At 62.6% G+C, this 24,517-nt stretch carries 26 protein-coding genes; 14 read left to right on the top strand and 12 right to left on the bottom strand.

Annotated elements, in window-relative coordinates; translation table 11 throughout:
* Nucleotides 1-8: 8 nt before the first annotated feature.
* The 10 genes from nuoN to P0D87_RS30685 all read left to right on the top strand — a co-directional run bounded on the left by nuoN (nucleotide 9) and on the right by P0D87_RS30685 (nucleotide 7,609).
* Nucleotides 9-1,481: an NADH-quinone oxidoreductase subunit NuoN gene (nuoN, locus tag P0D87_RS30730; RefSeq protein WP_006052891.1), complete on the top strand. Its 1,473-nt coding sequence runs from the start codon at nucleotides 9-11 to the stop codon at nucleotides 1,479-1,481.
* Nucleotides 1,481-1,777: a DUF2818 family protein gene (locus P0D87_RS30725; RefSeq protein WP_006052890.1), complete on the top strand. Its 297-nt coding sequence runs from the start codon at nucleotides 1,481-1,483 to the stop codon at nucleotides 1,775-1,777. Before nuoN ends, P0D87_RS30725 begins: the two co-directional genes overlap by 1 nt.
* 43 nt (nucleotides 1,778-1,820) lie before the next feature.
* Nucleotides 1,821-2,405, top strand: a complete 585-nt coding sequence (locus tag P0D87_RS30720; RefSeq protein WP_006052889.1) for an NUDIX domain-containing protein — start codon at nucleotides 1,821-1,823, stop codon at nucleotides 2,403-2,405.
* 331 nt (nucleotides 2,406-2,736) lie between these two features.
* Nucleotides 2,737-2,994, top strand: a complete 258-nt coding sequence (locus P0D87_RS30715; RefSeq protein WP_006052888.1) for a hypothetical protein — start codon at nucleotides 2,737-2,739, stop codon at nucleotides 2,992-2,994.
* Nucleotides 2,995-3,032: 38 nt separating this feature from the next.
* Nucleotides 3,033-3,557 (top strand): helix-turn-helix transcriptional regulator, encoded by a 525-nt coding sequence (locus P0D87_RS30710; protein ID WP_053857818.1) that lies wholly within the window; start codon nucleotides 3,033-3,035, stop codon nucleotides 3,555-3,557.
* A 266-nt stretch (nucleotides 3,558-3,823) separates the two neighbouring features.
* Nucleotides 3,824-4,255 carry a DUF1178 family protein gene (locus P0D87_RS30705; RefSeq protein ID WP_029969785.1) on the top strand — a complete coding sequence of 144 codons (432 nt, stop codon included), beginning with the start codon at nucleotides 3,824-3,826 and terminating at the stop codon, nucleotides 4,253-4,255.
* A gap of 48 nt (nucleotides 4,256-4,303) precedes the next feature.
* Nucleotides 4,304-5,500 carry an acyl-CoA dehydrogenase family protein gene (locus P0D87_RS30700; protein ID WP_053857819.1) on the top strand — a complete coding sequence of 399 codons (1,197 nt, stop codon included), beginning with the start codon at nucleotides 4,304-4,306 and terminating at the stop codon, nucleotides 5,498-5,500.
* A gap of 10 nt (nucleotides 5,501-5,510) precedes the next feature.
* The gene (locus P0D87_RS30695) at nucleotides 5,511-6,638 is read left to right on the top strand and encodes an acyl-CoA dehydrogenase family protein (protein ID WP_053857820.1); all 1,128 of its coding nucleotides are present in this window, start codon (nucleotides 5,511-5,513) and stop codon (nucleotides 6,636-6,638) included.
* A 36-nt stretch (nucleotides 6,639-6,674) separates the two neighbouring features.
* Nucleotides 6,675-7,133, top strand: a complete 459-nt coding sequence (locus P0D87_RS30690; RefSeq protein WP_006052883.1) for a MaoC family dehydratase — start codon at nucleotides 6,675-6,677, stop codon at nucleotides 7,131-7,133.
* Entirely contained in the window at nucleotides 7,130-7,609 is a 480-nt protein-coding gene (locus tag P0D87_RS30685; RefSeq protein WP_053857821.1) for a MaoC family dehydratase, read from the top strand. The genes P0D87_RS30690 and P0D87_RS30685 overlap by 4 nt, the downstream gene beginning before the upstream one ends.
* Before the next feature lie 121 nt (nucleotides 7,610-7,730).
* Here the strand turns inward: P0D87_RS30685 and P0D87_RS30680 are convergent, their stop codons facing one another.
* The 6 genes from P0D87_RS30680 to P0D87_RS30655 all read right to left on the bottom strand — a co-directional run bounded on the left by P0D87_RS30680 (nucleotide 7,731) and on the right by P0D87_RS30655 (nucleotide 14,142).
* On the bottom strand, nucleotides 7,731-8,432 hold the full coding sequence (locus tag P0D87_RS30680; RefSeq protein ID WP_053857822.1) for a glutathione binding-like protein: 702 nt from the start codon (nucleotides 8,430-8,432) through the stop codon (nucleotides 7,731-7,733).
* Between the two features lie 161 nt (nucleotides 8,433-8,593).
* Nucleotides 8,594-9,853 carry an acyl-CoA dehydrogenase family protein gene (locus P0D87_RS30675; RefSeq protein WP_053857823.1) on the bottom strand — a complete coding sequence of 420 codons (1,260 nt, stop codon included), beginning with the start codon at nucleotides 9,851-9,853 and terminating at the stop codon, nucleotides 8,594-8,596.
* 94 nt (nucleotides 9,854-9,947) lie between these two features.
* Nucleotides 9,948-11,054, bottom strand: coding sequence for a phosphotransferase (locus P0D87_RS30670; RefSeq protein WP_053857824.1), 1,107 nt, complete (start codon nucleotides 11,052-11,054; stop codon nucleotides 9,948-9,950).
* A 20-nt stretch (nucleotides 11,055-11,074) separates the two neighbouring features.
* Complete coding sequence (locus P0D87_RS30665) at nucleotides 11,075-11,791, bottom strand: histidine phosphatase family protein (protein ID WP_006052878.1); 717 nt, start codon at nucleotides 11,789-11,791, stop codon at nucleotides 11,075-11,077.
* Between the two features lie 9 nt (nucleotides 11,792-11,800).
* A complete protein-coding gene (locus P0D87_RS30660) occupies nucleotides 11,801-12,589 on the bottom strand; it encodes an oxepin-CoA hydrolase, alternative type (RefSeq protein ID WP_006052877.1) in 789 nt (262 codons plus the stop codon).
* Complete coding sequence (locus tag P0D87_RS30655; protein ID WP_053858989.1) at nucleotides 12,586-14,142, bottom strand: 3-hydroxyacyl-CoA dehydrogenase; 1,557 nt, start codon at nucleotides 14,140-14,142, stop codon at nucleotides 12,586-12,588. Before P0D87_RS30655 ends, P0D87_RS30660 begins: the two co-directional genes overlap by 4 nt.
* A 125-nt stretch (nucleotides 14,143-14,267) precedes the next feature.
* Here P0D87_RS30655 and P0D87_RS30650 point away from each other — a divergent pair, with 125 nt between their 5' ends.
* Nucleotides 14,268-14,915: a glutathione S-transferase family protein gene (locus P0D87_RS30650; protein ID WP_006052875.1), complete on the top strand. Its 648-nt coding sequence runs from the start codon at nucleotides 14,268-14,270 to the stop codon at nucleotides 14,913-14,915.
* A 145-nt stretch (nucleotides 14,916-15,060) separates the two neighbouring features.
* On the opposite strand, the gene P0D87_RS30645 is transcribed toward P0D87_RS30650, so the two are convergent.
* A complete protein-coding gene (locus tag P0D87_RS30645) occupies nucleotides 15,061-16,233 on the bottom strand; it encodes a pyridoxal phosphate-dependent aminotransferase (protein ID WP_029969769.1) in 1,173 nt (390 codons plus the stop codon).
* A 122-nt stretch (nucleotides 16,234-16,355) separates the two neighbouring features.
* Nucleotides 16,356-16,883: a putative toxin-antitoxin system toxin component, PIN family gene (locus tag P0D87_RS30640; protein ID WP_053857825.1), complete on the bottom strand. Its 528-nt coding sequence runs from the start codon at nucleotides 16,881-16,883 to the stop codon at nucleotides 16,356-16,358.
* A 57-nt stretch (nucleotides 16,884-16,940) separates the two neighbouring features.
* Here P0D87_RS30640 and yaaA point away from each other — a divergent pair, with 57 nt between their 5' ends.
* Entirely contained in the window at nucleotides 16,941-17,723 is a 783-nt protein-coding gene (yaaA, locus tag P0D87_RS30635) for a peroxide stress protein YaaA (RefSeq protein WP_053857826.1), read from the top strand.
* Nucleotides 17,724-17,773: 50 nt separating this feature from the next.
* Nucleotides 17,774-18,937, top strand: a complete 1,164-nt coding sequence (locus tag P0D87_RS30630) for a M14 family metallopeptidase (RefSeq protein ID WP_053857827.1) — start codon at nucleotides 17,774-17,776, stop codon at nucleotides 18,935-18,937.
* 208 nt (nucleotides 18,938-19,145) lie between these two features.
* On the opposite strand, the gene P0D87_RS30625 is transcribed toward P0D87_RS30630, so the two are convergent.
* The 4 genes from P0D87_RS30625 to P0D87_RS30610 all read right to left on the bottom strand — a co-directional run bounded on the left by P0D87_RS30625 (nucleotide 19,146) and on the right by P0D87_RS30610 (nucleotide 23,061).
* Nucleotides 19,146-19,775: a BspC domain-containing protein gene (locus tag P0D87_RS30625; protein WP_029969766.1), complete on the bottom strand. Its 630-nt coding sequence runs from the start codon at nucleotides 19,773-19,775 to the stop codon at nucleotides 19,146-19,148.
* 202 nt (nucleotides 19,776-19,977) lie between these two features.
* A complete protein-coding gene (locus tag P0D87_RS30620; protein WP_029969765.1) occupies nucleotides 19,978-20,652 on the bottom strand; it encodes an energy-coupling factor ABC transporter permease in 675 nt (224 codons plus the stop codon).
* 107 nt (nucleotides 20,653-20,759) lie between these two features.
* Complete coding sequence (locus P0D87_RS30615; protein WP_029969763.1) at nucleotides 20,760-21,641, bottom strand: response regulator transcription factor; 882 nt, start codon at nucleotides 21,639-21,641, stop codon at nucleotides 20,760-20,762.
* Between the two features lie 205 nt (nucleotides 21,642-21,846).
* On the bottom strand, nucleotides 21,847-23,061 hold the full coding sequence (locus P0D87_RS30610) for a DUF2863 family protein (RefSeq protein ID WP_053857828.1): 1,215 nt from the start codon (nucleotides 23,059-23,061) through the stop codon (nucleotides 21,847-21,849).
* Nucleotides 23,062-23,329: 268 nt separating this feature from the next.
* Between P0D87_RS30610 and P0D87_RS30605 the strand changes: the two genes are divergently transcribed.
* A complete protein-coding gene (locus tag P0D87_RS30605; protein ID WP_258196196.1) occupies nucleotides 23,330-24,445 on the top strand; it encodes an AI-2E family transporter in 1,116 nt (371 codons plus the stop codon).
* Nucleotides 24,446-24,517 lie beyond the last annotated feature (72 nt).

Raw genomic sequence — 24,517 nt, 5'->3', positions numbered from 1 at the left:
TAAAGACCATGCAAAACGCCCCTATGACTGCTCTGTTGCCCGACGCACTGGTGATGCTCGCCGTTGTCGTCGCGTGGCTCAACGACACGTTCGTCGGCCAGGCCGGTCGCCGTACCACGTATTTCATCGCGTTCCTGTCGTCGCTCGTCGCCGGCATCTGGTTCGCGGTCAATGCGTTCGACCCGTCGGTGCACTACTTCTTCAGCCGCATGTACGTCGTCGACTCGTTCGCGAGTCTGATGAAAGCGGTGGTGACGCTCGGCTACGCGGTCACGATCGTGTATTCGCGCCGCTACCTCGAAGATCGCGGGCTGTATCGCGGCGAGTTCTTCCTGCTCGGCATGTTCTCGCTGCTCGGTCAGCTCGTCATGATCTCCGGCAACAACTTCCTGACGCTGTATCTCGGTCTGGAACTGATGTCGCTGTCGCTCTATGGCGTGATCGCGCTGCGTCGTGAAGCCGCGCCGTCGAACGAAGCGGCCATGAAGTACTACGTGCTCGGCGCGCTGGCTTCCGGCTTCCTGCTGTACGGCATCTCGATGCTGTACGGCGCGACCGGCTCGCTCGATCTGAACGAAGTGTTCAAGGCGATCGGTCAGAGCCACTACGATCCGAGCGTGCTGCTGTTCGGCGTTATCTTCATCGTCGCCGGTGTGGCGTTCAAGATGGGCGCCGTGCCGTTCCACATGTGGGTGCCCGACGTCTATCAGGGCGCGCCGACGGCGATGACGCTGCTGGTCGGCGGTGGTCCGAAGGTGGCGGCATTCGCATGGGGCCTGCGCTTCCTGGTGATGGGTCTGCTGCCGCTCGCAGTCGAATGGCAGCAAATGCTGGTGATTCTCGCGGCGCTGTCGTTGATCGTCGGCAACATCACGGGTATCGTGCAGCGCAACGTCAAGCGTATGCTCGCGTACTCGGCGATCTCGAACATGGGCTTCGTGCTGCTCGGCCTGCTGGCCGGCGTGGTCGATCACAAGACCACGGGCGCTGCGAGCGCGTATGGCTCGGCGATGTACTACAGCATCGTCTATCTGATCACGACGATGGGCACCTTCGGCGTCATCATGCTGCTTGCGCGCCGTGAATTCGAAGCCGATACGCTCGACGACTTCAAGGGGCTGAATCAACGCAGCCCGGTGTTCGCGTTCGTCATGATGGTGATGATGTTCTCGCTCGCCGGCATTCCGCCTGCGGTCGGTTTCTACGCGAAGCTCGCGGTGCTGCAGGCCACGATGAACGCCGGCCTGACCTGGCTCACGGTGCTCGCGGTGATCACGTCGCTGTTCGGCGCGTTCTACTACCTGCGTATCGTGAAGCTCATGTACTTCGACGAGCCGCAAGACAAGTCGGCGATCGTCGCGGACACGGGCACGCGCGCGTTGCTCGCGCTCAATGGCGTGGCCGTGCTGGTGCTGGGTATCGTGCCCGATCCGCTGTTGAAGGCTTGCCTGCAGGCTATCCAGCACACGCTGTCGTTCTGATGTCGGCAGCGGGCTGGTTTATCGTGCTGTTGGCGCTGGTTGGCGCCAATCTGCCGTTCCTGAATCAGCGGCTCTTCGCCGCCGTCCCGTTGAAGGCGGCGAAGAAAAGCGCGTGGGTCCGGATTGCCGAGCTGATCGTGCTGTACTTCGTGGTCGGCGCGCTGGGCTTTCTGCTCGAAGCGCGCGCCGGCAACCGCTTCGAACAGGGTTGGCAGTTCTACGCGATCACGTTCGCGCTGTTCGTCGTGTTCGCCTTCCCCGGCTTCACCTTCCAGTATCTCGTCAAACGCCGCTGACGGCGTCTCGCCGTCGCGCACCAAGCTGTCCCGAGGTCCGCATATGGCTGAACTTCCCGACCACGACGCCGTCCTTACCGAGACCTGTGTCGACAGTAAGACGGTCCACCAGGGGCCGTTCCTGACGCTCAAGTGCGACACCGTGCGCCTGCCCGACGGCAAGCATGCGACCCGTGAGTATGTGGAGCACCCCGGCGCCGTGATGGTGATTCCGCTGTTCGACGACGGCCGTGTGCTGCTGGAAAGCCAGTATCGCTATCCGATGGGCAAGGTCATGGTCGAATATCCGGCCGGCAAGCTCGATCCGAACGAAGGCGCGCTCGCTTGCGCCATTCGCGAATTGCGCGAGGAGACGGGCTACACGGCGCGCGAGTATGTGTACCTGACGCGTGTTCACCCGATCATTTCCTACTCGACCGAGTTCATCGACATCTACCTCGCGCGCGGCTTGACTGCGGGCGAGCGCAAGCTCGACGACGGCGAGTTCCTCGAAATGTTTACGGCTACGGTTCCCGAAGTGTCGGAGTGGGTGCGGACCGGCAAGATCACTGACGTGAAAACGATTATCGGCACGTTCTGGCTGGAGAAAGTGCTGTCCGGCGTCTGGCCGATGGCGCAGCCGCAGTAGTTTTTTCAGAGTCTCCCAACGCGCAGGCGACGCTTGCGCCGCATCCAGGAAGCCCCTGCCGGTCGTCGACCGGCAGGGGCTTCGTCATTCTGAAGCGCGATAAGGCTTCTGTCTTTACCGCGGCGTGCGGTGTCTGAATATGAGCGCCTTTGTCCTATGCCATCCGGCAGTCTCGCGTGATCGCGGCGGCAACTTTAGTATGGAAGGCCGGCAAACGTCTTCACTGCCGCATTAATCGGGATAACGAAGCATGTGAGGCGGTTAAGCTCCGCGATAAAAATCAGGTTGTCACTTGACAACCTGATTCGCGAGTATTAAATTGGAGGACAGGATGGTTCGTGGAGTCCACGCTAAGAAAGAGATAGAGGCTGCGCTGGCTTATGCCGAGCGGCGCGGGTGGCGCATACAGAGCGGAGGCAAGGGCCACGCCTGGGGAAAAATGTATTGCCCTTACAAAGATGCGGAGTGCCGTTGCGGAGAATTCTGCATTTCAAGCGTATGGAGTACGCCGAAGAATGCTGATAACCACGCCAGACATTTGCGGCGTGTGGTCGACAATTGCACGGCGCATCGTTCGCAAAAGCATTGAGTAGGCAACGTTGTGGCCGAATAAAGCAGGAGTAGCAAATGGAATATACGTTCACGTTGAAGTATAAGCTTGCCGCGCAAGACAGTGATCTTGACGCGATTGTCGAACGCCTGGGCGACGCAGGCTGCGACGACGCCACGGTCGGCGTGGGGCAAGCGGGGCGACTGGCGCTCGTCTTTTCGCGCGAAGCACCGTCGGCGGTCGAGGCACTGGTCAGCGCGCTCGGAGACGTCAAAAAGGCGGTGCCGTCGGCACGGCTTGTCGAAGCCGGGCCCGACTTCGTCGGGTTGACCGACGTCGCCGAAATTGCCGGCGTATCGCGGCAAAACATGCGCAAGCTCATGTTGAGCCATGCGGTCGAATTTCCCCCGCCGGTGCACGAGGGAAGCGCGTCAGTCTGGCATCTGTCGGACGTGCTGGACTGGCTGAACGCGCGCGGTGGCTACGACATCAAGGCCGACGTTTTCGACGTCGCCAAAACGGCTAAACAGGTCAACCTTGCCAAAGAGGCGCGGGAGCTTGAACCGCGCTTCAATCGTCGGCTGGAATGCCTGGTGGCGTGAGCGTCAATCGTGAACGGAGGGGTTCGCACGCGTGAGGCTGATACGTCGTTGGGGGCGAAGCGCTGGGCGTTGGCTCACGCACGCACGCCGCATTGCGCGGAGTCATACAGCCTTCGGCAGGGGTCTGCGCAAAGCGTTAAAATCGCCCACCGCGCCTCATCTTCCGGCAGCGCCCAACTCGTCGCGCGTTGCGCGTGAAGTTTTTGCGAACGACCGTTCACAAATTTTCGTTTTGCGCTAAACTGGCACGCAAGCCCTGATTCCATATGAAGGTCCTCGATTTACAGTGTCCGCACGGCCATCGGTTCGAAGGGTGGTTTGCTTCGGCTGATGACTTCGAATCGCAGCAGTCCCGCAAGCTGGTCGAATGTCCGATTTGCGGAGCGAAAGAAGTGAGCCGTTTGCCGTCGGCTCCGCGCCTGAATCTCTCTCATGGGGTAGAGGCGAAAGCGAAAGCGCCCGCGGCCGCAGGTGAATTGCAGGCGCGTGTCATGCGCGCATTGCGCGAGGTACTGGAAAAGACCGAGAACGTGGGCGACCGCTTCGCCGAGGAAGCGCGGCGCATTCACTACAACGAAGCGCCCGCCCGCAATATTCGCGGTGTCACAACGCCGGAAGACGCGCGAGCTTTGGTCGAAGAAGGCATCGAAGTGATGCCGCTGCCGGTCCCGGCTGCCTTGAAGGAACCTCTGCAATAGCGCAGTGGCTCTCTGGCGGCGGGTGGTGGCGGCCAGGAGACACTACGCATGAATCTGGACTATTCCCCCGCTGAGAAGGCGTTCCGCGCCGAGATCCGCGCCTGGCTCGAAGCCAATCTGCCTCGCGAACTCAGCGAGAAGGTACTCAACCACAAGCGTTTGAACCGCGACGACTTCGCCAACTGGCACAAGCTGCTGGGCACGCGCGGCTGGTCGGTTGTCGCGTGGCCGACAGAATACGGCGGTCCCGGCTGGGATGCCACGCAGCGCCATATCTGGGACGAAGAGTGCGCCCGTGTCGGCGCGCCGACAGTGTTGCCATTCGGTGTGTCGATGGTCGCGCCGGTTCTTATGAAGTACGGCAACGAGGCGCAGAAACGCTATTACCTGCCGCGCATTCTCGACGGCACTGACTGGTGGTGTCAGGGCTATTCAGAGCCGGGCTCCGGTTCCGATCTCGCATCGCTGCGCACGCGTGCCGAACGGGTCGGCGATCATTACATGGTCAATGGGCAGAAAACCTGGACCACGTTGGGGCAGCACGCGGACATGATGTTTTGTCTCGTACGCACCGACAGCGGCGCGAAGAAGCAGGAGGGCATTTCGTTCCTGCTCATCGACATGAAAACGCCGGGCATTACCGTCCGGCCGATCATCACGCTCGACGAAGACCACGAGGTCAACGAAGTTTTCTTTGAAGACGTGAAGGTGCCGGTCGAGAATCTGATCGGCGAGGAAAATCGCGGTTGGACTTACGCAAAATATCTGCTCGGGCATGAGCGCACCGGCATTGCGCGCGTCGGCCAGTCGAAACGCGAACTGGTTTTTCTGAAGCGCCTCGCGCTCGATCAGAAAAAGAACGGCAAGCCCCTTTTGAATGACCCGGTATTCGCTGCAAAAGTCGCGAATCTCGAGATCGAACTGATGGCTCTCGAAGTCACCGTGCAACGCGTGGTCGCTAACGAAGCAGGCGGACGCGGACCGGGACCGGAAGCGTCGATGCTGAAGATCAAGGGCACGGAGGTGCAGCAGGCGTTGACCGAACTCATGGTCGAGGCCGTCGGGCCACTCGCCGCTCCGTTCGACGTGCCGTTCCTCGAGGGCGAGCGCGAGCACAGCATTGCCGGAGACGACGATGCCGCGCCTCTGGCCGCGTATTACTTCAACTTCCGCAAGACGTCGATTTACGGCGGCTCGAATGAAATTCAAAAGAACATCATCGCGCAGATGATTCTCGGACTTTGAGGAGCGGCGCATGGACTTCACTTTCAACGACGAGCAGCAACAATTCGCCGACGCGCTGCGCCGCTATCTGGACAAGAGCTACGGCTTCGAAGCGCGCCAGGCGATCGTGCGTTCGGATGCCGGTGTGTCGGACGCTCACTGGGCAGCTTTCACCGAGTTGGGCCTGACCGCATTGCCGGTGCCCGAAGCGCAAGGCGGTTTCAACGGCGGACCCGTCGATATGCTCGTGGTCATGCAGGAGCTCGGCCGCGCTTTGGTGGTCGAGCCTTATTGGGCGACGGCAGTGGGCATCGAGGCATTGCGGCTTGCCGGGACGGGCCAGGGCGAAGACGTGTCGCTGCTCGAGCGTGCGGCCCAAGGCGAGATCAAGCTCGCGGTCGCATTCCACGAACCGCGGGCGCGCTACGATCTGTTCGACGTCGCGACCACCGCGAGCGGACAAGGTGAACAGCACACGCTTACGGGTACGAAATCGGTCGTGATACATGGCGCGCAGGCGCATCACTGGATCGTGCCCGCGCGTGCCAATGGCGAGATCGCACTTTTCGTCGTCGCGCGCGATGCGGCAGGCGTGACCCTCACCGACTACCGCACCATCGACGGACAACGCGCCGCAACCCTGCAATTCAACGGCACGCCGGCACGCCGTTTGAGCGGGCCGCACTCGGGCGCGGCGGCCCTCGAGCACATCGCGGACTACGGCACGCTGCTGTTGTGCGCGGAAGCGCTCGGCGCGCTCGACGCATTGAACGCCGCAACCGTCGACTACACGAAGACGCGCCAGCAGTTCGGCCAACCCATCGCGCGCTTTCAGGCATTGCAGCATCGCATGGTCGAAATGCTGATTCACGCCGAGCAGGCGCGTTCGGTCACTTATCTTGCCGCCATGCGCTATTCGAGCGAAGACGTCGACGAACGCCGCCACGCCATTTCCGCGGCCAAGGTACGCGTGGGGCAGGCTGCGCGTTTCGTCGGCCAGCAGGCGGTGCAGTTGCACGGCGGAATGGGCGTGACGAACGAGGTCGCCGCCGCGCATCTGTTCAAACGTCTCGCTATCATTGAAACCACGTTGGGCGATGTCGATCATCACCTCGCACGGTTTGCCGCGCTGCCTGCGTTTATCAGCACGGAAGTTTGATTAGCCGACCGAATCGGCCAGCCAGGAGATAAAGAGATGGGTCTGAGTTACGAGGACATGACGGTCGGCTCGACGACCGAAATCGGCAAGCACACTTTCACGCGCGAGGAAATCGTCGAGTTCGCGCAGAAGTTCGACCCGCAACCGTTCCATGTCGACGAAGCCGCCGCCGAAGCGTCCGCATTTCGCGGATTGGTGGCGAGCGGCTGGCACACCTGTTCGGTCATGATGGGCATGCTGGTGCGCAACGCGCTGGCGGGCTCCACGTCGATGGGCTCGCCGGGCATCGACGAAATACGCTGGCTGAAGCCGGTTCGCGTCGGCGACACGATCACCATGACGAACTCGGTGCTCGACAAGCGCGTGTCGGAGAGCAAGCCGGATCGCGGCATCGTGTCCACGCAATGGGCGGGCATCAATCAGCATGGCGAGACGGTGATCACGGTGCGCTCCAAAGGCCTGTTCGGCTTGCGCAATCCGGGCGCTTCATCATGACTGCGCCGAGCGCGTCGCCTGGTGCCGTGTTCCGCGATAGTGCGGCGCTGCGTGCGCTCGTCGGCGGAGCGGCGCTTGTTAGCGACTGGGTGACGATCGACCAGCCGAGTGTCGATCGTTTCGCCGAGGCCACCGGCGACCAGCAGTGGATCCACGTCGACCCGGAGCGCGCGCGGCGTGAGTCACCATTCGGCGGTGCGATTGCGCACGGTTTCATGACGCTTTCGCTGATTCCGGCGCTGCTGCAAAAAACGGTACGGCTCGAGCAACGCATGGCCGTCAACTATGGATTGAACCGCGTGCGGTTCACGTCGCCGGTATTGGTGGGCTCCCAATTGCGCGCGCAGTTCGCTGTCGCGTCGGTCGAAGATGTCGACAATGCGGGCGTGCAAGTGATATGGAATGTGGCCGTGGAGCGGCAGGGCGCTGACCGGCCAGTGTGTGTCGCCGAGTTCATCACGCGCCACTATTTCTGAGCGTTCGACGGGCCGCTTCGAAAGCACACGGCGCGGGCGGCATGCGAGCCGCCTCGCGCCTCTCTGCGCGAAAGAAAAGCGCGCAAGGCGGACGGCACGAGGCACACGCCGCAGCTACGTCCTAATGCTTCGCGTACTGCGTCGCGCCGAACAGCACCTCTTTAGCCTTGTCGTCCATCAGCGGTTTGCGTGCGGACGCGAGCACTTCGACACCACGCATAACCGCCGGGCGCGCGGCGATCTCTTCATGCCATCGCTTCACGTTCGGAAATGCGTCGAGTTCGACGCCCTGGTTCTGCCATGAACGCGTCCACGGAAACGATGCGATGTCGGCAATCGTATAGTCGTTCCCGGCGAGATATTGCGTCTTGCCGAGTTGCTTATCCATCACGCCATACAGGCGACGCGTTTCGTTCGTGTAGCGGTTGACCGCGTATTCGATCGGCTCGGGCGCGTAGATGCGAAAGTGGTGCGTCTGCCCGAGCATGGGGCCGAGTCCGCCCATCTGAAACATCAGCCATTGCAGCACTGAATAGCGGGCAGCCGGCTCGGTCGGCAGAAAGCGGCCGGTTTTTTCGGCGAGGTAAATCAGTATCGCGCCCGATTCGAACAACGCGAACGGTTTGCCGTCCGCGCTTTGTGGGCCTTCGGAATCCGTAATGGCCGGAATCTTGTTATTCGGGCTGATGTCCAGAAATTCGGCGCTGAACTGATCGCCGGCGCCGATGTTGATTGCGTGCACGTTGTACTCGAGGCCCGTCTCCTCGAGCATGATATGGACCTTGTGGCCGTTTGGGGTCGCCCAGCTATAGACGTCGATCATCCTCGCTCCTTTTCGTTTATGACAGCGGCGCCACCGGGGCGCCGCGCTTCGCGAAAATTAGAGCATAGATCGCACGATGCTGCTGGCGACGGCCACGACCGCCGCGCAGTCGAAACGCCGCCGCCAACGGAGCAAAAAAACAGCTTCCCGCACGCAAGACATCAAACGCGCGTAACCGGCGTCTCGACGCGAGCCGCCGCGCCCGGCTCCATAAAACGCGCGAGTTCGAGCTTGGCGATCGCATTACGATGCACTTCATCGGGACCGTCGGCGAAACGCAGCGTTCGGGCCGACGCATAAGCGTACGCGAGCGGGAAGTCGTCGCTGATGCCGCCGGCGCCGTGCGCCTGGATCGCCCAATCGATCACCTGACACGCCATGTTAGGCGCGACCACCTTGATCATCGCAATTTCGCCGCGCGCGCTCTTGTTGCCCACCGTGTCCATCATGTACGCGGTTTTGAGCGTGAGCAGGCGCGCCTGTTCGATCATGCAGCGCGCTTCTGCAATGCGCTCCTGCGTCACGCCTTGCATCGCCACGGGCTTGCCGAAGGCGACGCGTTGCAGCGATCGTTTGCACATCAATTCGAGCGCGCGCTCCGCGAGGCCGATGAGACGCATGCAATGGTGGATGCGTCCGGGTCCGAGGCGCCCTTGCGCAATCTCGAAGCCGCGGCCTTCACCGAGCAGCATGTTGGTCGCCGGCACGCGCACGTTCTCGAGCGTGATTTCCATGTGGCCGTGCGGCGCGTCGTCGTAACCGAAAACGGAAAGCGGACGGCGCACCGTGATGCCGGTGGCGTCGGCGGGAACGAGGATCATTGACTGCTGTTGATGGCGCGGCGCATCGGGATCGGTCTTGCCCATCACGATGTAGATCTTGCAACGCGGATCGCCCGCGCCCGAAGACCACCACTTGTGCCCGTTGATCACGTAATAGTCGCCATCGCGCACGATGCTGGTCTGGATATTCGTGGCATCCGACGAAGCGACTTCCGGCTCCGTCATCAGAAATGCCGAACGAATGTGCCCTTGCAAAAGCGGCTCGAGCCATTCGCGTTTGTTCTCTTCGCTGCCGTAGCGCTCGATCGTTTCCATGTTGCCGGTGTCGGGCGCATTGCAATTGAACACCTCGGGCGCCCAGGGCACGCGGCCCATGATTTCGCACAGCGGCGCGTATTCGAGGTTGCTGAGCCCGGCGCCGCGCACGGAGTCGGGCAGGAACAGATTCCAGAGCCCCGCGTCGCGCGCTTTCTGCTTGAGTTCTTCGATCAGTTGCGTCGGCTGCCACGCGTTGCCGTCTTGCCGGTTTTGCGCGATCTCCGCGTAGAACGCGTGCTCGTTTGGATAAATGTGCTCGTCGAAAAACGCGAGCAGCTTTTCGCGCAGCGCCTGAACCTTCGGGGTGTAATCGAAATTCATCTATGACCTCGCGGATAACGGACGACATTCAATGTGGGCGTTGCCTGAAGTGCAAGCATGCAAGCGTGATGAAGCGCGGCGGCCGCGCCGGTCATCAGCGCACTTTCTGCGCGTAACGCCAGGCGAGCTCGGCCATCGGTCTCGCGCGACGGCCTGCATCCAGAGCTTGTGCACTCGCCGCCGTGCCATCGACGACACGCTTCATGATTCCCTGCAAAATCGCGGCGATACGGAACATGTTGTAGGCGAGGTAAAAATTCCAGTCGCCGCGAATCTCGAAGCCGGTACGTTTGCAATAGCGCTCGACGTACTGCTGCTCGTCGGGAATGCCCAGCGCTGCCCAGTCGAGACCCGCGATGCCGCGAAACTGCGCGGGATCGACGTGCCACGCCATGCAGTGATAGGCGAAGTCCGCGAGCGGATCGCCGAGCGTCGACAACTCCCAGTCGAGCACGGCAAGCACTTTCGGTTCCTTGCGATCGAAGATCAGGTTATCGAGCCGATAATCGCCATGCACGATCGACGCGCGTTGCCCCGTCTCGGCCGGCATATGCTGCGGCAGCCATTCGATCAGGCGCTGCATCGCGTCGATGGGTTCGGTTTCGGACGCGACATACTGCTTGCTCCAGCGGCCGATCTGACGCGCGAAGTAGTTGCCCGGCTTGCCGTAGTCCGAAAGACCCACGCTATCCGGCTCGACGCTGTGGAGAGCGGCGATCACGCGATTCATTTCGTCGTAGACTGCGGCTCGTTCATTGGCGCTCATGCCCGGCAGCGACTGATCCCATAACACGCGGCCTTCGACGAACTCCATCACGTAAAAGGCCCGGCCGATCACGCTTTCGTCCTCGCACAACGCGAGCATGCGGGCGACGGGCACGTCCGTGTCGGCAAGCGCATGCATCACGCGATATTCGCGTTCGACGGCATGCGCGGACGGCAGCAATTTCGCCGCCGGTCCGGGCTTCGCGCGCATCACATAGGCCCGCGAGGGCGTGACCAGTTTGAAGGTCGGGTTCGACTGGCCGCCGGCGAACTGCTCAACCGTGAGCGGCCCCGAAAAACCGTCGACGTGTTGCGCGAGCCACGCGGTGAGCGCGTCGCCGTCAAAGCGCTGACGCTCGTTGACGGGGCGCGTGCCCTCGAAGGCCGAGTAATCCGCTTGCTGTTCCGGCTCGCCGCTGTGTGACGCTTGCGCCATGTGTCTCCTCCGGTTCGGTTTCAGCTACGCGTGGATTGGATGAATTGTGCGTAGAGAATTTCCATCGTCGTATTGCGGATGTCGCGATGCAGCGGCGACGGCGGCGAATAGTTGATTGCACGCAGCACCCAGTCGCGTGGTGCGGTGCCTACGTCGAGCGCATTGATGCAGCCCGTGGCCTGCGCGAGATGCCCGAAGAAAGTGCGGCCGCCCGCGGTGAGCGCATGCGACAGAATCGCGCGATTGACGCCGCCGTGCAGCACCAGCAACACCGTGTCCCACGAACTGTCTTCGCGCAACGCGGCGACCGCGGGCACGACGCGATCGAACAACTCGCCGATCGTCTCGCCATCGAGAAAGCGCGTGCTTTCCGGCACGATACCGTCGAACACGCCGAGAAACGCCGCTTCGAGGTCTTGCAGCGGAATCTGCCGCAGCTTGCCGCCGCGAATCTCCTGCCAGGCCGGCTCGATCTCCAGTTCGATCTGCTGACCGGTCTCGGCCAGCACGCGCTGCGCGGTTTCGATCGTGCGCGGCAAGCCGCTGACGATCACGCGATCGAAGCGCACCTGCTGCTCAGCGAACACGCGGCCCGCCGCGCTCGCCTGTTCGCGGCCGTTGGCGTTCAACGGCACGGTTTCAGGATCGATCGTGCGGCCGGAGTCGTCGAAGTACGTCACGTCGCCGTGACGCATCAGGTAAATGCGGCGGCGCTTGGGTAGCTGATAGGCGGCCATGATCCTTGTTCACTTGTACACGGGAGCGCGTTTTTCGAGGAACGCGGAAATGCCCTCGAGCCCCTCGCGATGATGCAGCGAAGCGACGAAGTTATCGCGCTCCGCAACCAGATGCGTGGAAAGCGGCTGCGTGCCGGCCGCGCACACCAGCGTCTTGATGCGCGCGACCGAATTGGGCGAGATCTTGCCGAGTTCGTCGGCCCACGCAACGGCGGCGTCGCGCGCGGTGCCCGGCTTCGCCAGTTTGTTGACGACGCCCACTTCGTGCAAACGCGCGGCGCCGATCGGCTTGCCTTCGATCAGCACTTCCGTTGCGAGTTGGCGAGGCAGGGCCTGCGCGAGGAACCATGAGCCGCCGCCGTCGGGCGTGAGGCCGACGCGTGCATACGACATCACGAATTTGGCGTCTTCCCCAGCGACGATCAGATCGCACGCGAGCGCGAGCGAAAAGCCCGCGCCGGCTGCGGCGCCGTCGACGGCCGCAATAATCGGTTTCGATGAAAACCGCAGCGCCGAAATCCACTCGGCAAGCAGGTCGATGCTTTGTGCCTGCACGGAAGGATCTTTCGCGCGATTTTCGAGCAGGCGATTCAGATTGCCGCCTGCGCAAAAAAAATTGTCCGCGCCCGCGATCACGACGGCGCGAATCGACGGATCGCGTTCCACCGAATCGAGCGCTTCGATTCCGGCCGCGTACATGTCGGGATGCAGCGCGTTGCGAGCGCCGGGATTGGACAGCGTGAGGACCAGCGTCGATTCGCTTTCGGGCGGGCGCGAGGTCAGCAGTTCGGCGCTCATGATTGTGTCTCCGTGGGGTTGTCGGCGGCGTCGCATTGCGTGAGCGACATGCCGAGTTGCGCGCGGCGCGCGAGCCACGGCGATGGCCGGTAGCGCGGATCGCCGAGCACGTCGTACATGTTGCGCAGAATGGTGAGGATGGTTGCCGCGCCGAGCGCGTCGCCGAGTGCGAGCGGGCCGCGCGGATAGCCGAGGCCGAGCGTCACGGCGAGGTCGATGTCTTGCGGCGTCGCGATCTGTTTCTGCGCGATGTCGCAGCCGATGTTGACGATCGTGGCCACCACGCGTTGCGCGACGAGGCCTGTCGAGTCGCGGATCACGGTGACGGGCACGCCGTCGGCGGCAAAGAGCGCGTGACCCGCATCGCGCGCGGCGCGTGTGGTCGCGGGTGTTGTCATCAGCGTGCGGCGTTGCGCGCCGACGAGCGGAAAGAGCGCGTCGATCGCGACGACGCGGCTCGCGTCGAGCGTTTCGTCCACGGCGGCCGTGCTTGCGTCGTGGCCGAACGGCGTGACGACGATCAGCGAGTCGGCGGCGGGCGTCGCGCCTTCGTCGAGTTTCACGCCCGCCTTGCTGATGAGTTGCACGACGGCATCGTAGGCTCCTGGGTAACGCTTGCTGACCCACACGCTGCCTGGCAGCGCCGCGGGCGCGGGCGCCTCCGCGGGCACCTGCTGTTTGCCGTCTTCGTAGCGATAAAACCCTTCGCCCGTCTTGCGTCCCAGCAGTCCGCCCGCGAGCCGCGTGCCGGTGATGGGCGAGGGCGTGAAGCGCGGCTCTTCATAGAACTGATGGTAGATCGACTCCATCACCGGGTGCGAGACGTCGAGCGCAGTCAGGTCGAGCAGCTCGAACGGGCCGAGACGAAAGCCCGCTTGCTCACGCATGATCCTGTCGATGTCGACGAAGCTCGCCACGCCTTCGCCGGCCACGCGCAGGCCCTCGGTGTTCATGCCGCGGCCCGCGTGATTGACGATGAAGCCCGGCATGTCTTTCGCGCGGACCGGTGTGTGGCCCATGCGGCGCGCGAGGTCCATCAACGCGTCGCCCGCCTCGCGGTCGCTGCGCAGGCCGTCGATCACTTCGACGACTTTCATCAGCGGGACCGGATTGAAGAAGTGATAGCCGACCACGCGCGACGGGTCGGTACAGCCCGCGGCAATCGCCGTGATGGACAGCGACGACGTGTTCGACGCGAGTACGCAACGCCCGCTGACCACAGTCTCTAGCTCGCGAAAGAGCGCCTGCTTGACGTCGAGTTTTTCGACGATCGCTTCGATCACGAGATCGCAGTCCACCAGTTCGCTGATCGCATGCGCGGCCTTGACGTTGGCGAGCGCAGCAAGCGAGCGGGCTTCGTCGAGCTTGCCCTTGGCGGTCAGTTTGGCGAACGTTTCGGCGAGGTAGTCGCGCGCGGCGCCGATAGCAGCCGGATTGGTGTCGTACAGGCGCACGCTCAGGCCCGCGAGCGCCGCGATCTGCGCAATGCCGCGGCCCATCGCGCCGCTGCCGACAATGCCGATAGTCTCGATGCTGAAGTTGCGAGAGGTCATGATGTTGCTCGACTCCATGGTTATTTTAGAATAGCACGCTCGTGCAATTACTCGATGGTTGCGCGGCGGCCGCCGCCTCTGCTCGGACCGGCGGCCTCACCTACCGAAGCAATGAGGAGACAACGATGATCAAGCTCTGCGGATTCGCGCTTTCGAACTACTACAACAAGGTGAAGTTCGTTCTGCTGGAACACGGCATCGAGTTCGAGGAAGTGTTCGTGCAGCCGAGCCAGGACGAGGCCGTCGTCGCGCATTCGCCGCTTGGCAAAGTGCCTTACCTGCAGACGGAAGACGGCGATCTTTGCGAGTCGCAATGCATTGTCGAATACCTGGCCGCGCGCTTTCCCGACAAGCGGATTTTCTCCGCCGATCCGTGGGAGGCCGCGAAGGAGCGCGAGTTGATCACGTTCGTCGACGTGCATCTGGAGCTGACGGCGCGCAATCTGTACAAGGAAGCGTTTTTCGGCGGCACCGTCACCGACGCGACCAAGGGCCGCGTCGAGAAGCTGCTTGCGCATCACATCGCGGGCTTCAGGCGGATCGCGAAGTTCGCGCCGTACTTGCGCGGCGAACGGTTCAGTATCGCGGACGCCGCGGGCTTCGTGAGCTTGCCGCTTGTCGGCATGACGACGCAGGCTATTTACGGCCGCGACTTTTTGCTCGATGCCGGCGTGGACTGGAAAAGCTATGTGAAGGCGATCAACGGACGGCCCGCCGCGCAGCGCGTGACCGAGGACCGTAAGGCGTATATCGCGGCGTCGCGTCCGGCTTGATGCAACGCGGCGCGCAATGCAAGGAACGACGTCACGCACAATGCAACGCGCGACATGAAGCGAGCCGCGCCGCGCACCACACGCATTAGCCGCTACGCGCGATGGCGAGGAACGTGGGTTCGTTCGCAGCATCGCACGCGACATGCTAGAGCCGCGCCAGCCGCTCGAGCGCCGTGGCGAGCGTGCTTTCCTGCTTTGCAAAACAGAAGCGCACGACGCCGGACTCATGCGCCTCGTGATAGAACGCGGAAACCGGAATCGCCGCGACGCCGATCTCGCCGGTCAGCCACTGCGCGAATTCGGCTTCGGGCAGATCGCTGATGGCCGAGTAATCGACGCACTGGAAGTACGTGCCCGTGCAAGGCAGCAGCTTGAAGCGGGAATTCGCGAGACCGGCGCGGAAAAAATCGCGCTTCTTCTGATAGAACGCCGGGAGCTCCAGGTAGGGCGCCGGGTCTTTCATATAGTCGGCCAGACCGATCTGCATCGGCGTGTTCACGGTGAACACGTTGAACTGGTGCACTTTGCGGAATTCCGCTGTCAGCGCTGCGGGCGCCGCCACGTAGCCGACTTTCCAGCCCGTTACGTGATAGGTCTTGCCGAAGCTCGACACGACGAAGCTGCGCTGCGCCAGTTCCGGATAACGGGCGACGCTTTCGTGCGGCGCGCCGTCGTAGACCATGTGCTCGTACACTTCATCGGACAGAATCAGCACGTTGGTGCCGCGCACGATGTCTTGCAGCTTGCGCATGTCGTCGGCGCGCCAGACCGTGCCGGTCGGATTGTGCGGCGTGTTGATCAGCAGGAGCCGCGTTTTCGGCGTGATGGCGGCGGCGAGCTTGTCGAACGGGATCGCGTAGTCCGGCGCGTCGAGCGTGACGAATACCGGCTTGCCGCCGGCCAGTTCGATCGACGGAAGATAGCTGTCATAGGTCGGCTCGATCACGATGACTTCGTCGCCAGGATGGACCGTGCACAAGATCGCGGTCAACAGCGCCTGGGTGGCGCCGGCGGTGACGGTGATTTCCGTCGTCGCGTCGTAGCGGCGTCCGTACAGGTTGGCGATCTTCTCGGAGATGGCTGCGCGCAGCGGCGCGGCGCCTGCCATCGGCGGATACTGGTTGTGGCCGTCGCGCATCGCGTTCGCGACCGCATCCACGATGCGCGGATCGCAGCCGAAGTCGGGAAAGCCCTGGCCGAGGTTCACCGCACCTTTCTCGGCGGCGAGCGCGCTCATCACGGTAAAGATCGTGGTGCCGACGTTCGGCAGGCGCGAGGGAAACGAGGGACTCATGGGCGTGTCGTGCGGTGCATTCATGGCGCTGTTCGGCGAAACGGGTGAGTGGGCGAAGGCATCGTTTGAAACCGGCGAAGCCTGATTGTAGGGAATCGCGGCGCCGCGTGCGCGGCTGCTGTGTGCCGACGGCCGCGAGGCCAGGGTTATACCGGGGTTTCCACGGCTGGGGTCGCCGGGTTCGTGGAAGCGCTTGCCGAACCGCCAGGCGCCTCACTTAGCGAAGCTGCGAACGGCGCCGGCTGTGCGATCTGAAAGCCGAAATCGCGCGCGATCCGCTTCGCCAGTTTCAGCACGGCGCGGTCTTTCGAAATCAGCCAGTGCGCTTGCGCTGCGTGCGCGAGTTCCAGAAATTTCTGATCGTCGCGGTCCTTGCATTTCGGCAGCGGCCGCGCGTCTTCCGGCTGCGCTGCGACCTCCACAAGCTGCGCGAGCCGCGCGACGACCGCCAGCGCCGCGGACTTGTCCACGTTGCGTTCGACGAATTGCGGATAGTCGAGCACGTAAGTCAGTTCGGCGAGGCAACGGGCGTCGATCAGCGCGGCGAGCGCGCCGCTTTCGAGCGCGGCGCGAATCGGCCGCGTGTGCGGATCGTCGAACACGAGAATGTCGATCCAGACATTGGAATCGAGAACGACGCGCAAAGCGCCGCGTGAGGCATGGGAACCGGGCATTCGTTACAATCTGGCTTTCGTCTTTGACCGCCAGGCACGGCGTGCCTGCAAGCCTCTATGATAATCGTTCTGTCGCCGGCGAAATCGCTCGACTACGACACCCCGCCTCACGTCAAGAAGCACACGATCCCCGATTTCATCGACGATGCCGCCGAATTGATCAGCGGTCTACGCCGTTTGTCGCCGCAACAGATCGCCTCGCTGATGAGCATTTCCGACCAGCTCGCGCACCTCAATCACGAGCGCTACGCGCAGTGGTCGCCGCGCTTCGGCACGGACAACGCGAAGCAGGCCGTGCTCGCGTTCAACGGCGACGTGTACGAGGGCTTCAACGCGAAGACCTTGTCGTCGGCGGATCTGGACTTTGCGCAGAACCATGTGCGCGTGTTGTCGGGACTGTATGGCCTGCTGCGTCCGCTCGATCTGCTGCAGCCGTACCGTCTGGAGATGGGCACGCGCCTCGCCAATCCGCGCGGCAAGGATCTGTACGCGTTCTGGGGCGAGCGCATCACGCAGGCGCTGAACGCGCAGTTGAAGAAGCGCGCCGCAGGTTCGCGGGTTCTCGTGAATTGCGCGTCGGGCGAATATTTCAGGTCGGTCAAGCCGAAGCTGCTGGACGCGCCGGTCATTACGCCGGTGTTCGAAGACTGGAAGGGCGGCCGCTACAAGATCATCAGTTTTCATGCGAAGCGCGCGCGCGGGTTGATGGCGCGCTATGCGGTCGAGAACCGCGTCGACAAGCCTGAACAACTGAAGACGTTCGACTCCGAAGGCTATGCATTCGACGCTAAAGCGTCGAACGATTCCACTTACGTATTTCGCCGCCGCGTCGCTGACTAAGCTGACTGCCGCCCGACGGAGCGCCGCACAATCATGCAGGGAACCACATCATGAGTTTATCGATTACGAGCAACTTCGACGCAGGCGCGATCGAGGTGCTGTCTTGCGCGAGCGCGGGCAGTATCCGCTTGCGCGTTCGGCCGGACAGCCACGCGGAGTTCGCGCAGTGGTTCTACTTCCGGCTCTCGGGCGCGGCCGGCGAGCGCTGCGTGATGACTTTCGAAAATGCGGCGGCGTGCGCGTTCGCGGAAGGCTGGCGCGACTACCAGGCCGTGGCCAGTTACGATCGCGTGAACTGGTTTCGCGTGCCTACATCGTATGACGGCCGGGTGCTCACCATCGACCACACGCCGGAGTTCGACCGCATTTACTACGCGTACTTCGAGCCGTATAGCGAGGAGCGCCACGCCGAATTTTTGGGCGCAGTTCAACAGATGCCGCAGGCCACGCTGACCGAACTGGGCACGACCGTCGAAGGCCGGCCGGTTTCCCTGCTCACGCTCGGCACACCGCAAAGCGGCGATATGCTGAAGATGCCGAAGAAAAAGATCTGGCTGATCGCGCGTCAGCATCCGGGCGAGACGATGGCCGAATGGTTTATCGAAGGACTCGTGAAGCGGCTCGTCGGCTGGGGCGATTGGGCGGGCGATCCGGTTGCGCGCAAGCTCTACGATCACGCGGTGTTCCACATCGTGCCGAACATGAATCCGGACGGCAGCGTGCGCGGCAATCTGCGCACCAACGCGGCGGGCGCGAATCTGAATCGCGAGTGGATGGAGCCGGATGCCGCGCGCAGTCCCGAGGTGCTCGTCGTACGCGACGCGATTCACGCAACCGGCTGCGATCTGTTCTTCGACATTCACGGCGATGAGGCGCTGCCGTATGTTTTCGTGGCCGGTTCCGAGATGCTGCCGGGATTCACCGAGCGGCAACGCGAGGAACAGAAAGCGTTTATCGAAGCCTTCAAGCAGGCAAGTCCTGATTTTCAGGACAAGTACGGCTATGCTGCGAGCAAGTATCGCGAAGATGCGCTCAAGCTCGCTTCGAAATATATCGGCAATGAATTCGGTTGCCTGTCGCTGACGCTCGAGATGCCCTTTAAGGACAACGCCAACTTGCCCGACGAACGCGTGGGCTGGAACGGCGAGCGCAGCGCGTCGCTCGGCGCGTCGATGCTGCAAGCGATCTTGCGGCATCTGGAGACGTTTGGCTGATTCGCCGCGCGCAATTGCAATAGAAGGGAAGGGCACACACGGATTGCGTGTGTGCCTTTTTTATTGGCGGGTCAGGGGAGCAGTAGGGTGCTGAGTTTGGATTCGCGCGGACGCTCGCAAATGGCCGGTCGTAATGCCATGTTGCCGACGACCGTCATACGCGGCGTATCGCCGGCATCGGACGCGCGCTGTCAGAGCTTTCTCCGTCTCAGTGCTTCTTCTTCACCGGCGCTTTCTTGCTCGACGATTTACTCGACGTGCTCTTCGACGATTTGGCCGTGCTCTTCTTTGCACTCTTGCCACTTGCCGCCTGCTTGCCCTTGCTTCCGCGATGCTTGCCCGACGTCGCGCGCGACTGCGGCTGCTCCACGCTGCGTGCGCGCGTAGGCGGCACCGGGTCGTTCCAGCTAAACGCGAGCATCTGCGAGCCGACGTAGCCGCAACGGAACTTCAGATCCGCTGCGTCGCCTGCGCCGTTCTGACGGATGCCGAGTCCTTCCACGGTGACGATGTTGTCGACTTTGACACGCTGCTTGCCCTCGTCGAACGAATCGTTCCACGGCGTGATCGACGCGTGTGCGCTGTCGAACGAACTGGGAGGAAACTCGACGTGATCAAAGGCGGTCGACGTGCTCGCGACAAAATTGCCATGCGCGGCGCAATCCGCGACGAGCGGGTCGGCGCGCATTTCATTGACAAATCTGTTGACGAGATCGTTGTGCTGTTCGAGTTGGTCGGCGAATGCGGGCGCGGTGCAAGCGAGCGAGAGGCTCGCTGCGAAACTTGCCAACCGGCCGACCAGCCGCAGTAATCGGCGCGGTGCGTTGGTGCAATCCATCAAGTTCGTTAGACGCTAATAAGACGTGAGGCACGTAAGATGCCTGGCGGCATGGTTGAGTTCAATCGTGCCGCAACTATTTTTCGACCGCTATTTTGCGGGGCTTTGTTATGCGAGGCGCGCGTTCGCTGGCAACGGCGCGGCAAGCTCACTCGCACGCGAGCCGCACATACGAGCCGCGCGCTACGACCTTGCGTCGCGCTCAAGTGCGCGGTCCGCCGAGCCGGTATCGCCGGACATCATAAGTGGTGACCCATGCAGGGCGGTAGACCGCGATCAATGCGGTGGACATTCCCGTGAACCAGGCTTCGCCCGTGGCCAGCAGAAGCACGCTGAGCGCGTAGCCCGCCGGTATGACAGTCGCGGAACCGCCGGCGAGCGCAACGTGAACGCCGAGCGCCGCGGCCGCCGTGAGCGAAACGGCAATAGCCGGCGACAGAAAGCCCTGGCCGAAGATAAACATGAAGAGATTGCGTGGCAGCCACGCAATACTGGCCCGCTGAAGCAACGTGGAAATACCGACCGGCACCGCGCCGAACACGAGAAAAGTCAGCGCGATGCCTTGCCACGGTGCGTCGAAGATGAGACCCGCGAGGCCGGTGACCACCGCCATTGCAAGCAGTGCGAGGGCCCAGTCGAACAGCGTGACGACGAGCGTTGCGCCGAGCAGATGCATGACCGTGCCGTCGTCGAGCCACGCGTTGCTTGCCCACAGCACAGACACGGCGACGATGATCGCCAGCCACACGTGCTGCAACGTGCCGTCCTGAAGTCGTTTGAAAGGATTTTTCCACAGCGCGAGCGCGACCACTATCGCAGTGGCGATCCAGCCACCGACAGCGATCCAGAATGGAAGCGGTGTGTAGAGGAAACCCATGAGTCTCATATTACTCGTTGGACGACAAAAGGTGTGAGCGGATTCCATGCCAGCCGATGCACGCGCTGGCAGAAATCGCGCATCACGCTCGCGCGCGGTCCGTCACCTCACGACGAACCTTCGGTGACGGGCTCTGGCGGAAGGTCGGCGGCGGATTCGCCGTCGTCGTATGCCGTGCCGGGCTCGGCTGCCATCGGCAAGGGCGCCGCCGTCTCGTTAGCCGACAACGGGTATTCGAAGCGCCGCAGTGCTGCGCGCCGCAGCGGCACCAGGCCCGCTTGACCCATGACCGGACGAAGCAGGCTCTGTCCTTTATTGCGCAGTACTTGTAAATGGTTCGCCAGCCAGCCGTTGTAAAGCGCGACCGCGGCCGCGCGATTGGGTGCGCCGAGTTGCTGGAATATGCTCGTCAGATGGATCTTGACGGTGCCCTCGCTGATGCCGAGCGTGCGCGCAATCATCTTGTTGGTGCTGCCCATATGGACGCAGCGCATGATCTGCTGCTGGCGAGGCGACAGTCCGTTCGACAACCTGACGCGGCGCGGCGGCGGGCTCTTTTCGTCGAACGGGCGGATTGCCGTGTCTGCCGGCAGCGGCGGCTTGAGCGGCAGCGCGCCGGACGGCACATAGTGCCCGCCGAGCAGCACCATTTCAAAGGCGCGCACGATCAGGCACGGGTCGGTTTCGCGCGGCACCACGCCGCGCACGCCCTCGTCCATGAGTTCGCTCACCGCCTTCGGCGAAATCCTGTCGGTCAGCACCGCGATGCGTAGGTCCGGATAGTGGCTAAGCAGATGCCGCACGTCCTTGACCGACATCCAGTCCTGCCAGTCGATGACGAACAGGTCGGGCCACTGACGCTTGAGCGTGCGTTCGGCCTGGCGCCAGTCTTGTGCTTCGTTAAAGCGCGCGAGCCGGTTGATTTGCCGCAACAGCGCTTTGAGGCCGTCGCGTCGTTCCGCGTCTGAGTTGAGTATCGAGAATCGCATGCATGTCTCCAGATGTGTCGGGCGAATTGGCGCGATGCAGTCGCCTCGCGTTGTGCCAGGCGTTGCGATGCGTCGCCGTCTCTATCATGACAAATTCCCTTCGGTTTGACGGCCTGTCCAAAAGGCATAAGAGGAATGACATATGAAAAAGCCCCGCACAGGGCGAGGCTTTTGATGGACTGCAACGCGCCGGCGGCGCGCTTGCCTAGTGAAAGTGCGGCTGCGCGGGCTCGGCGTCTTCGGGCATTTCGGCGTGAACGATTTCGCCGAGCGGGTCGGCGTAGAGCGGCACGCCGCAGTCATCGCAATATTCAGGCTCGAACCGGCCTGCGTGACGACGCACGTCAGTCACGCCGGTTTCCTTGAGCAGCGCGACGATTTCTTCGAGCGGAGCGTCCGGCGGCGCAGTTTCCTGCGGCTCTTCGTCGATGCCTGCTTCTCCGTTTTCGCGGCCGTAAAGCGGCCACACGACGCCGTAAATCACCTCGTTGCTGCCGCGGCGCGTGAAGCCGACGCGGTATTCGTCGATGCGGCGCTCGCCGAAGCCGGCAACCACCGCGCGCAGTTCTTGCGGCGCTGCGCCAATTGTGTCGAATAGATAACGCACGGCGGTCCGGACGGTGTGAGGACGCACGCGTTCGTCAGCGTCGCGACATGCGGAGTAGTACGCATCCGGCAACAGACACTCGAATTCGCAGCCCGGCAGCACGAGCGACAGGTTGGCGCCGCCCTGCGTTGCCCATTGCTCGAGACATTGGCCGCGCTCGATCCGGCTGCCGTGTTCCTCCTCCTGCCAGCGAAAGGTCGGCTCGCCGACCGGGGCCGCGACCACCGCCAGGAGGAAGCGCGGGTCGGCAAGAATCGGCGACGTTTCCGGCAATTCGCCGAAGTTGAGTTTGAGATTGCCGCTGGCCATGGCTGCTTGTGCAAGCTGCTGTGCAATGCGCCAGGTTTCGACGTGATGGCGCGGCAACTGGTCGATGCTATACAGGAACGGAGCCATGGCGACGCGCGTGTTGGCCGCGAGCACGTGAGCCTGCAGATGCGCGCGCAGGGCGTCGGCTGCGTCGGCTTTGAGCGGACCCGACGGAATCATGTAGCGCGTCCACGCGAGGATCGGCGCGGCGATCAACAGCGCTTCATAGGCCACGCCTTCATGCTCGATGACGAACGACTCGCTGTGCGTTTCGGCCATGTCGGCAAGCGCGCCGTAGGCATCGGGATGATTCTGCTGCAGGTGGTCGAGCGCTGCGTCGAGCGTGGTCTGGTTGGCGTTGCGCACGATCTTGGCCAGCAGCGCGTCGAGTTTCGCTTCCCAGAAGCGGTCTTCGGTGCGGCTGCCCGACGCGAAAAGCGCGAGCGAAAGACCGACAAGTTTGTCGGCATCGGGGGGGAGACGTTTGGCGATTCGCGAGCGCATAAATCCGGAAGTTGGGTGCACAGAACCTTATATTCTAGTCGTTTACGCCGCGCCATATTATTCGGGACGCAGCGCGGGATCGATTAGGACGTTTCCGCATGAAAAATCAGACCTGCGCCGTACGTGCGACGTACGTTGTGTTGGGACTTCGTCAAATAATATAAGAGGGCGGGGAAGCGGAAGTCGCTTATATATACTGACCGCTTTTTACGGGCGTCGACGCGCGTCCGTGCTCGCCGCCTCGGTCTGGCGCAACAGGAGATTCATGGTGAAATCGGACCAATTGATTGAACGTCTCGCGGCGGTGTTTGCCCTGATTATCCTGGTGGGCGGCTCGTTGCTGGTTCTCGCGCCTTTTACGACCGCTCTCTTGTGGGGCGCGATTCTCAGCTACAGCTCGTGGGGACTCTACCGGCGACTGACCGCGGCGGTTGGCGGAAGGCGCAAGCTGGCGGCGACGTTGATCGTGCTCATCATCCTGATTGTGGTGCTGGGACCGTTCGTCTACGCCGGGTTTGCGTTTGGCGCGCACGTCCACGACATAGTCGCGCTGGTCCAGCGGTTGTTCGAAGCAGGCTTGCCGGATTTGCCGCCCTGGGTGGCGCGAATTCCCGTGGTCGGTTCGAGCATCCAGAGTTTCTGGGAAAGTCTGACAAGCAGCAATTCCGAACTGATCGCGCAGTTGCGTACGCTTGCGGCGCCGGCCGGTAAGTGGATCCTTGCCGCAGGGATTGCCGTGACTCACGGTCTCGGCCTGCTCGCGTTAAGTATCATATTGGCCTTCTTCTTTTACACCGGAGGAGAGGGCGCCGGCGCGTGGCTGAACGCAGGCATGCGGCGTATCGCGGGTGAGCGCGCCGACTATCTGCTGGCGCTGGCGGGCAGCACCGTCAAGGGCGTGGTCTACGGAATTCTGGGCACGGCGCTTGTTCAGGGCATTCTGGCTGGCTTCGGCTGCTGGATCGCTGGTGTGCCGGCGCCTGCATTGTTGGGACTGGCTACGTTTTTTCTCTCGGTAATACCGGGCGGGCCTGTGATCGTATGGCTGCCCGCGGCCATCTGGCTCTATCACGGCGGTGCAACCGGCTGGGCGATTTTCCTGGTTGTGTGGGGCGTGCTCGCTGTGGGCATGTCGGACAATGTGATCAAGCCGATTCTCATCGGCAAGAACAGCGACATGCCGTTGATTCTCGTCATGTTGGGCATTCTCGGCGGCGCATTCGCGTTTGGCTTCCTCGGGGTCTTCATCGGACCGACGCTGCTGGCGGTTGCATACACGGTGCTGCATGACTGGACCATCGGAGCATCCGCTGCGGGCGCATTGAGGCCGGACGCCAAACCGCCTGTTGCGGAAGAAATTGGCCGTATAGAAAAGGCGCCTTGAATAAATGCAGATAACGCTTGCAAGGCGCCAGCCGGCTCGCTAGAATCTCGCTCTTTCGTGCTCCGGACGCCG

Origin of the sequence: Paraburkholderia sp. RL17-368-BIF-A (genome assembly GCF_046054045.1) — a bacterium.
Taxonomy (GTDB): Bacteria; Pseudomonadota; Gammaproteobacteria; order Burkholderiales; family Burkholderiaceae; genus Paraburkholderia; species Paraburkholderia graminis.
This window is presented reverse-complemented; position numbering and strand designations above follow the sequence as displayed.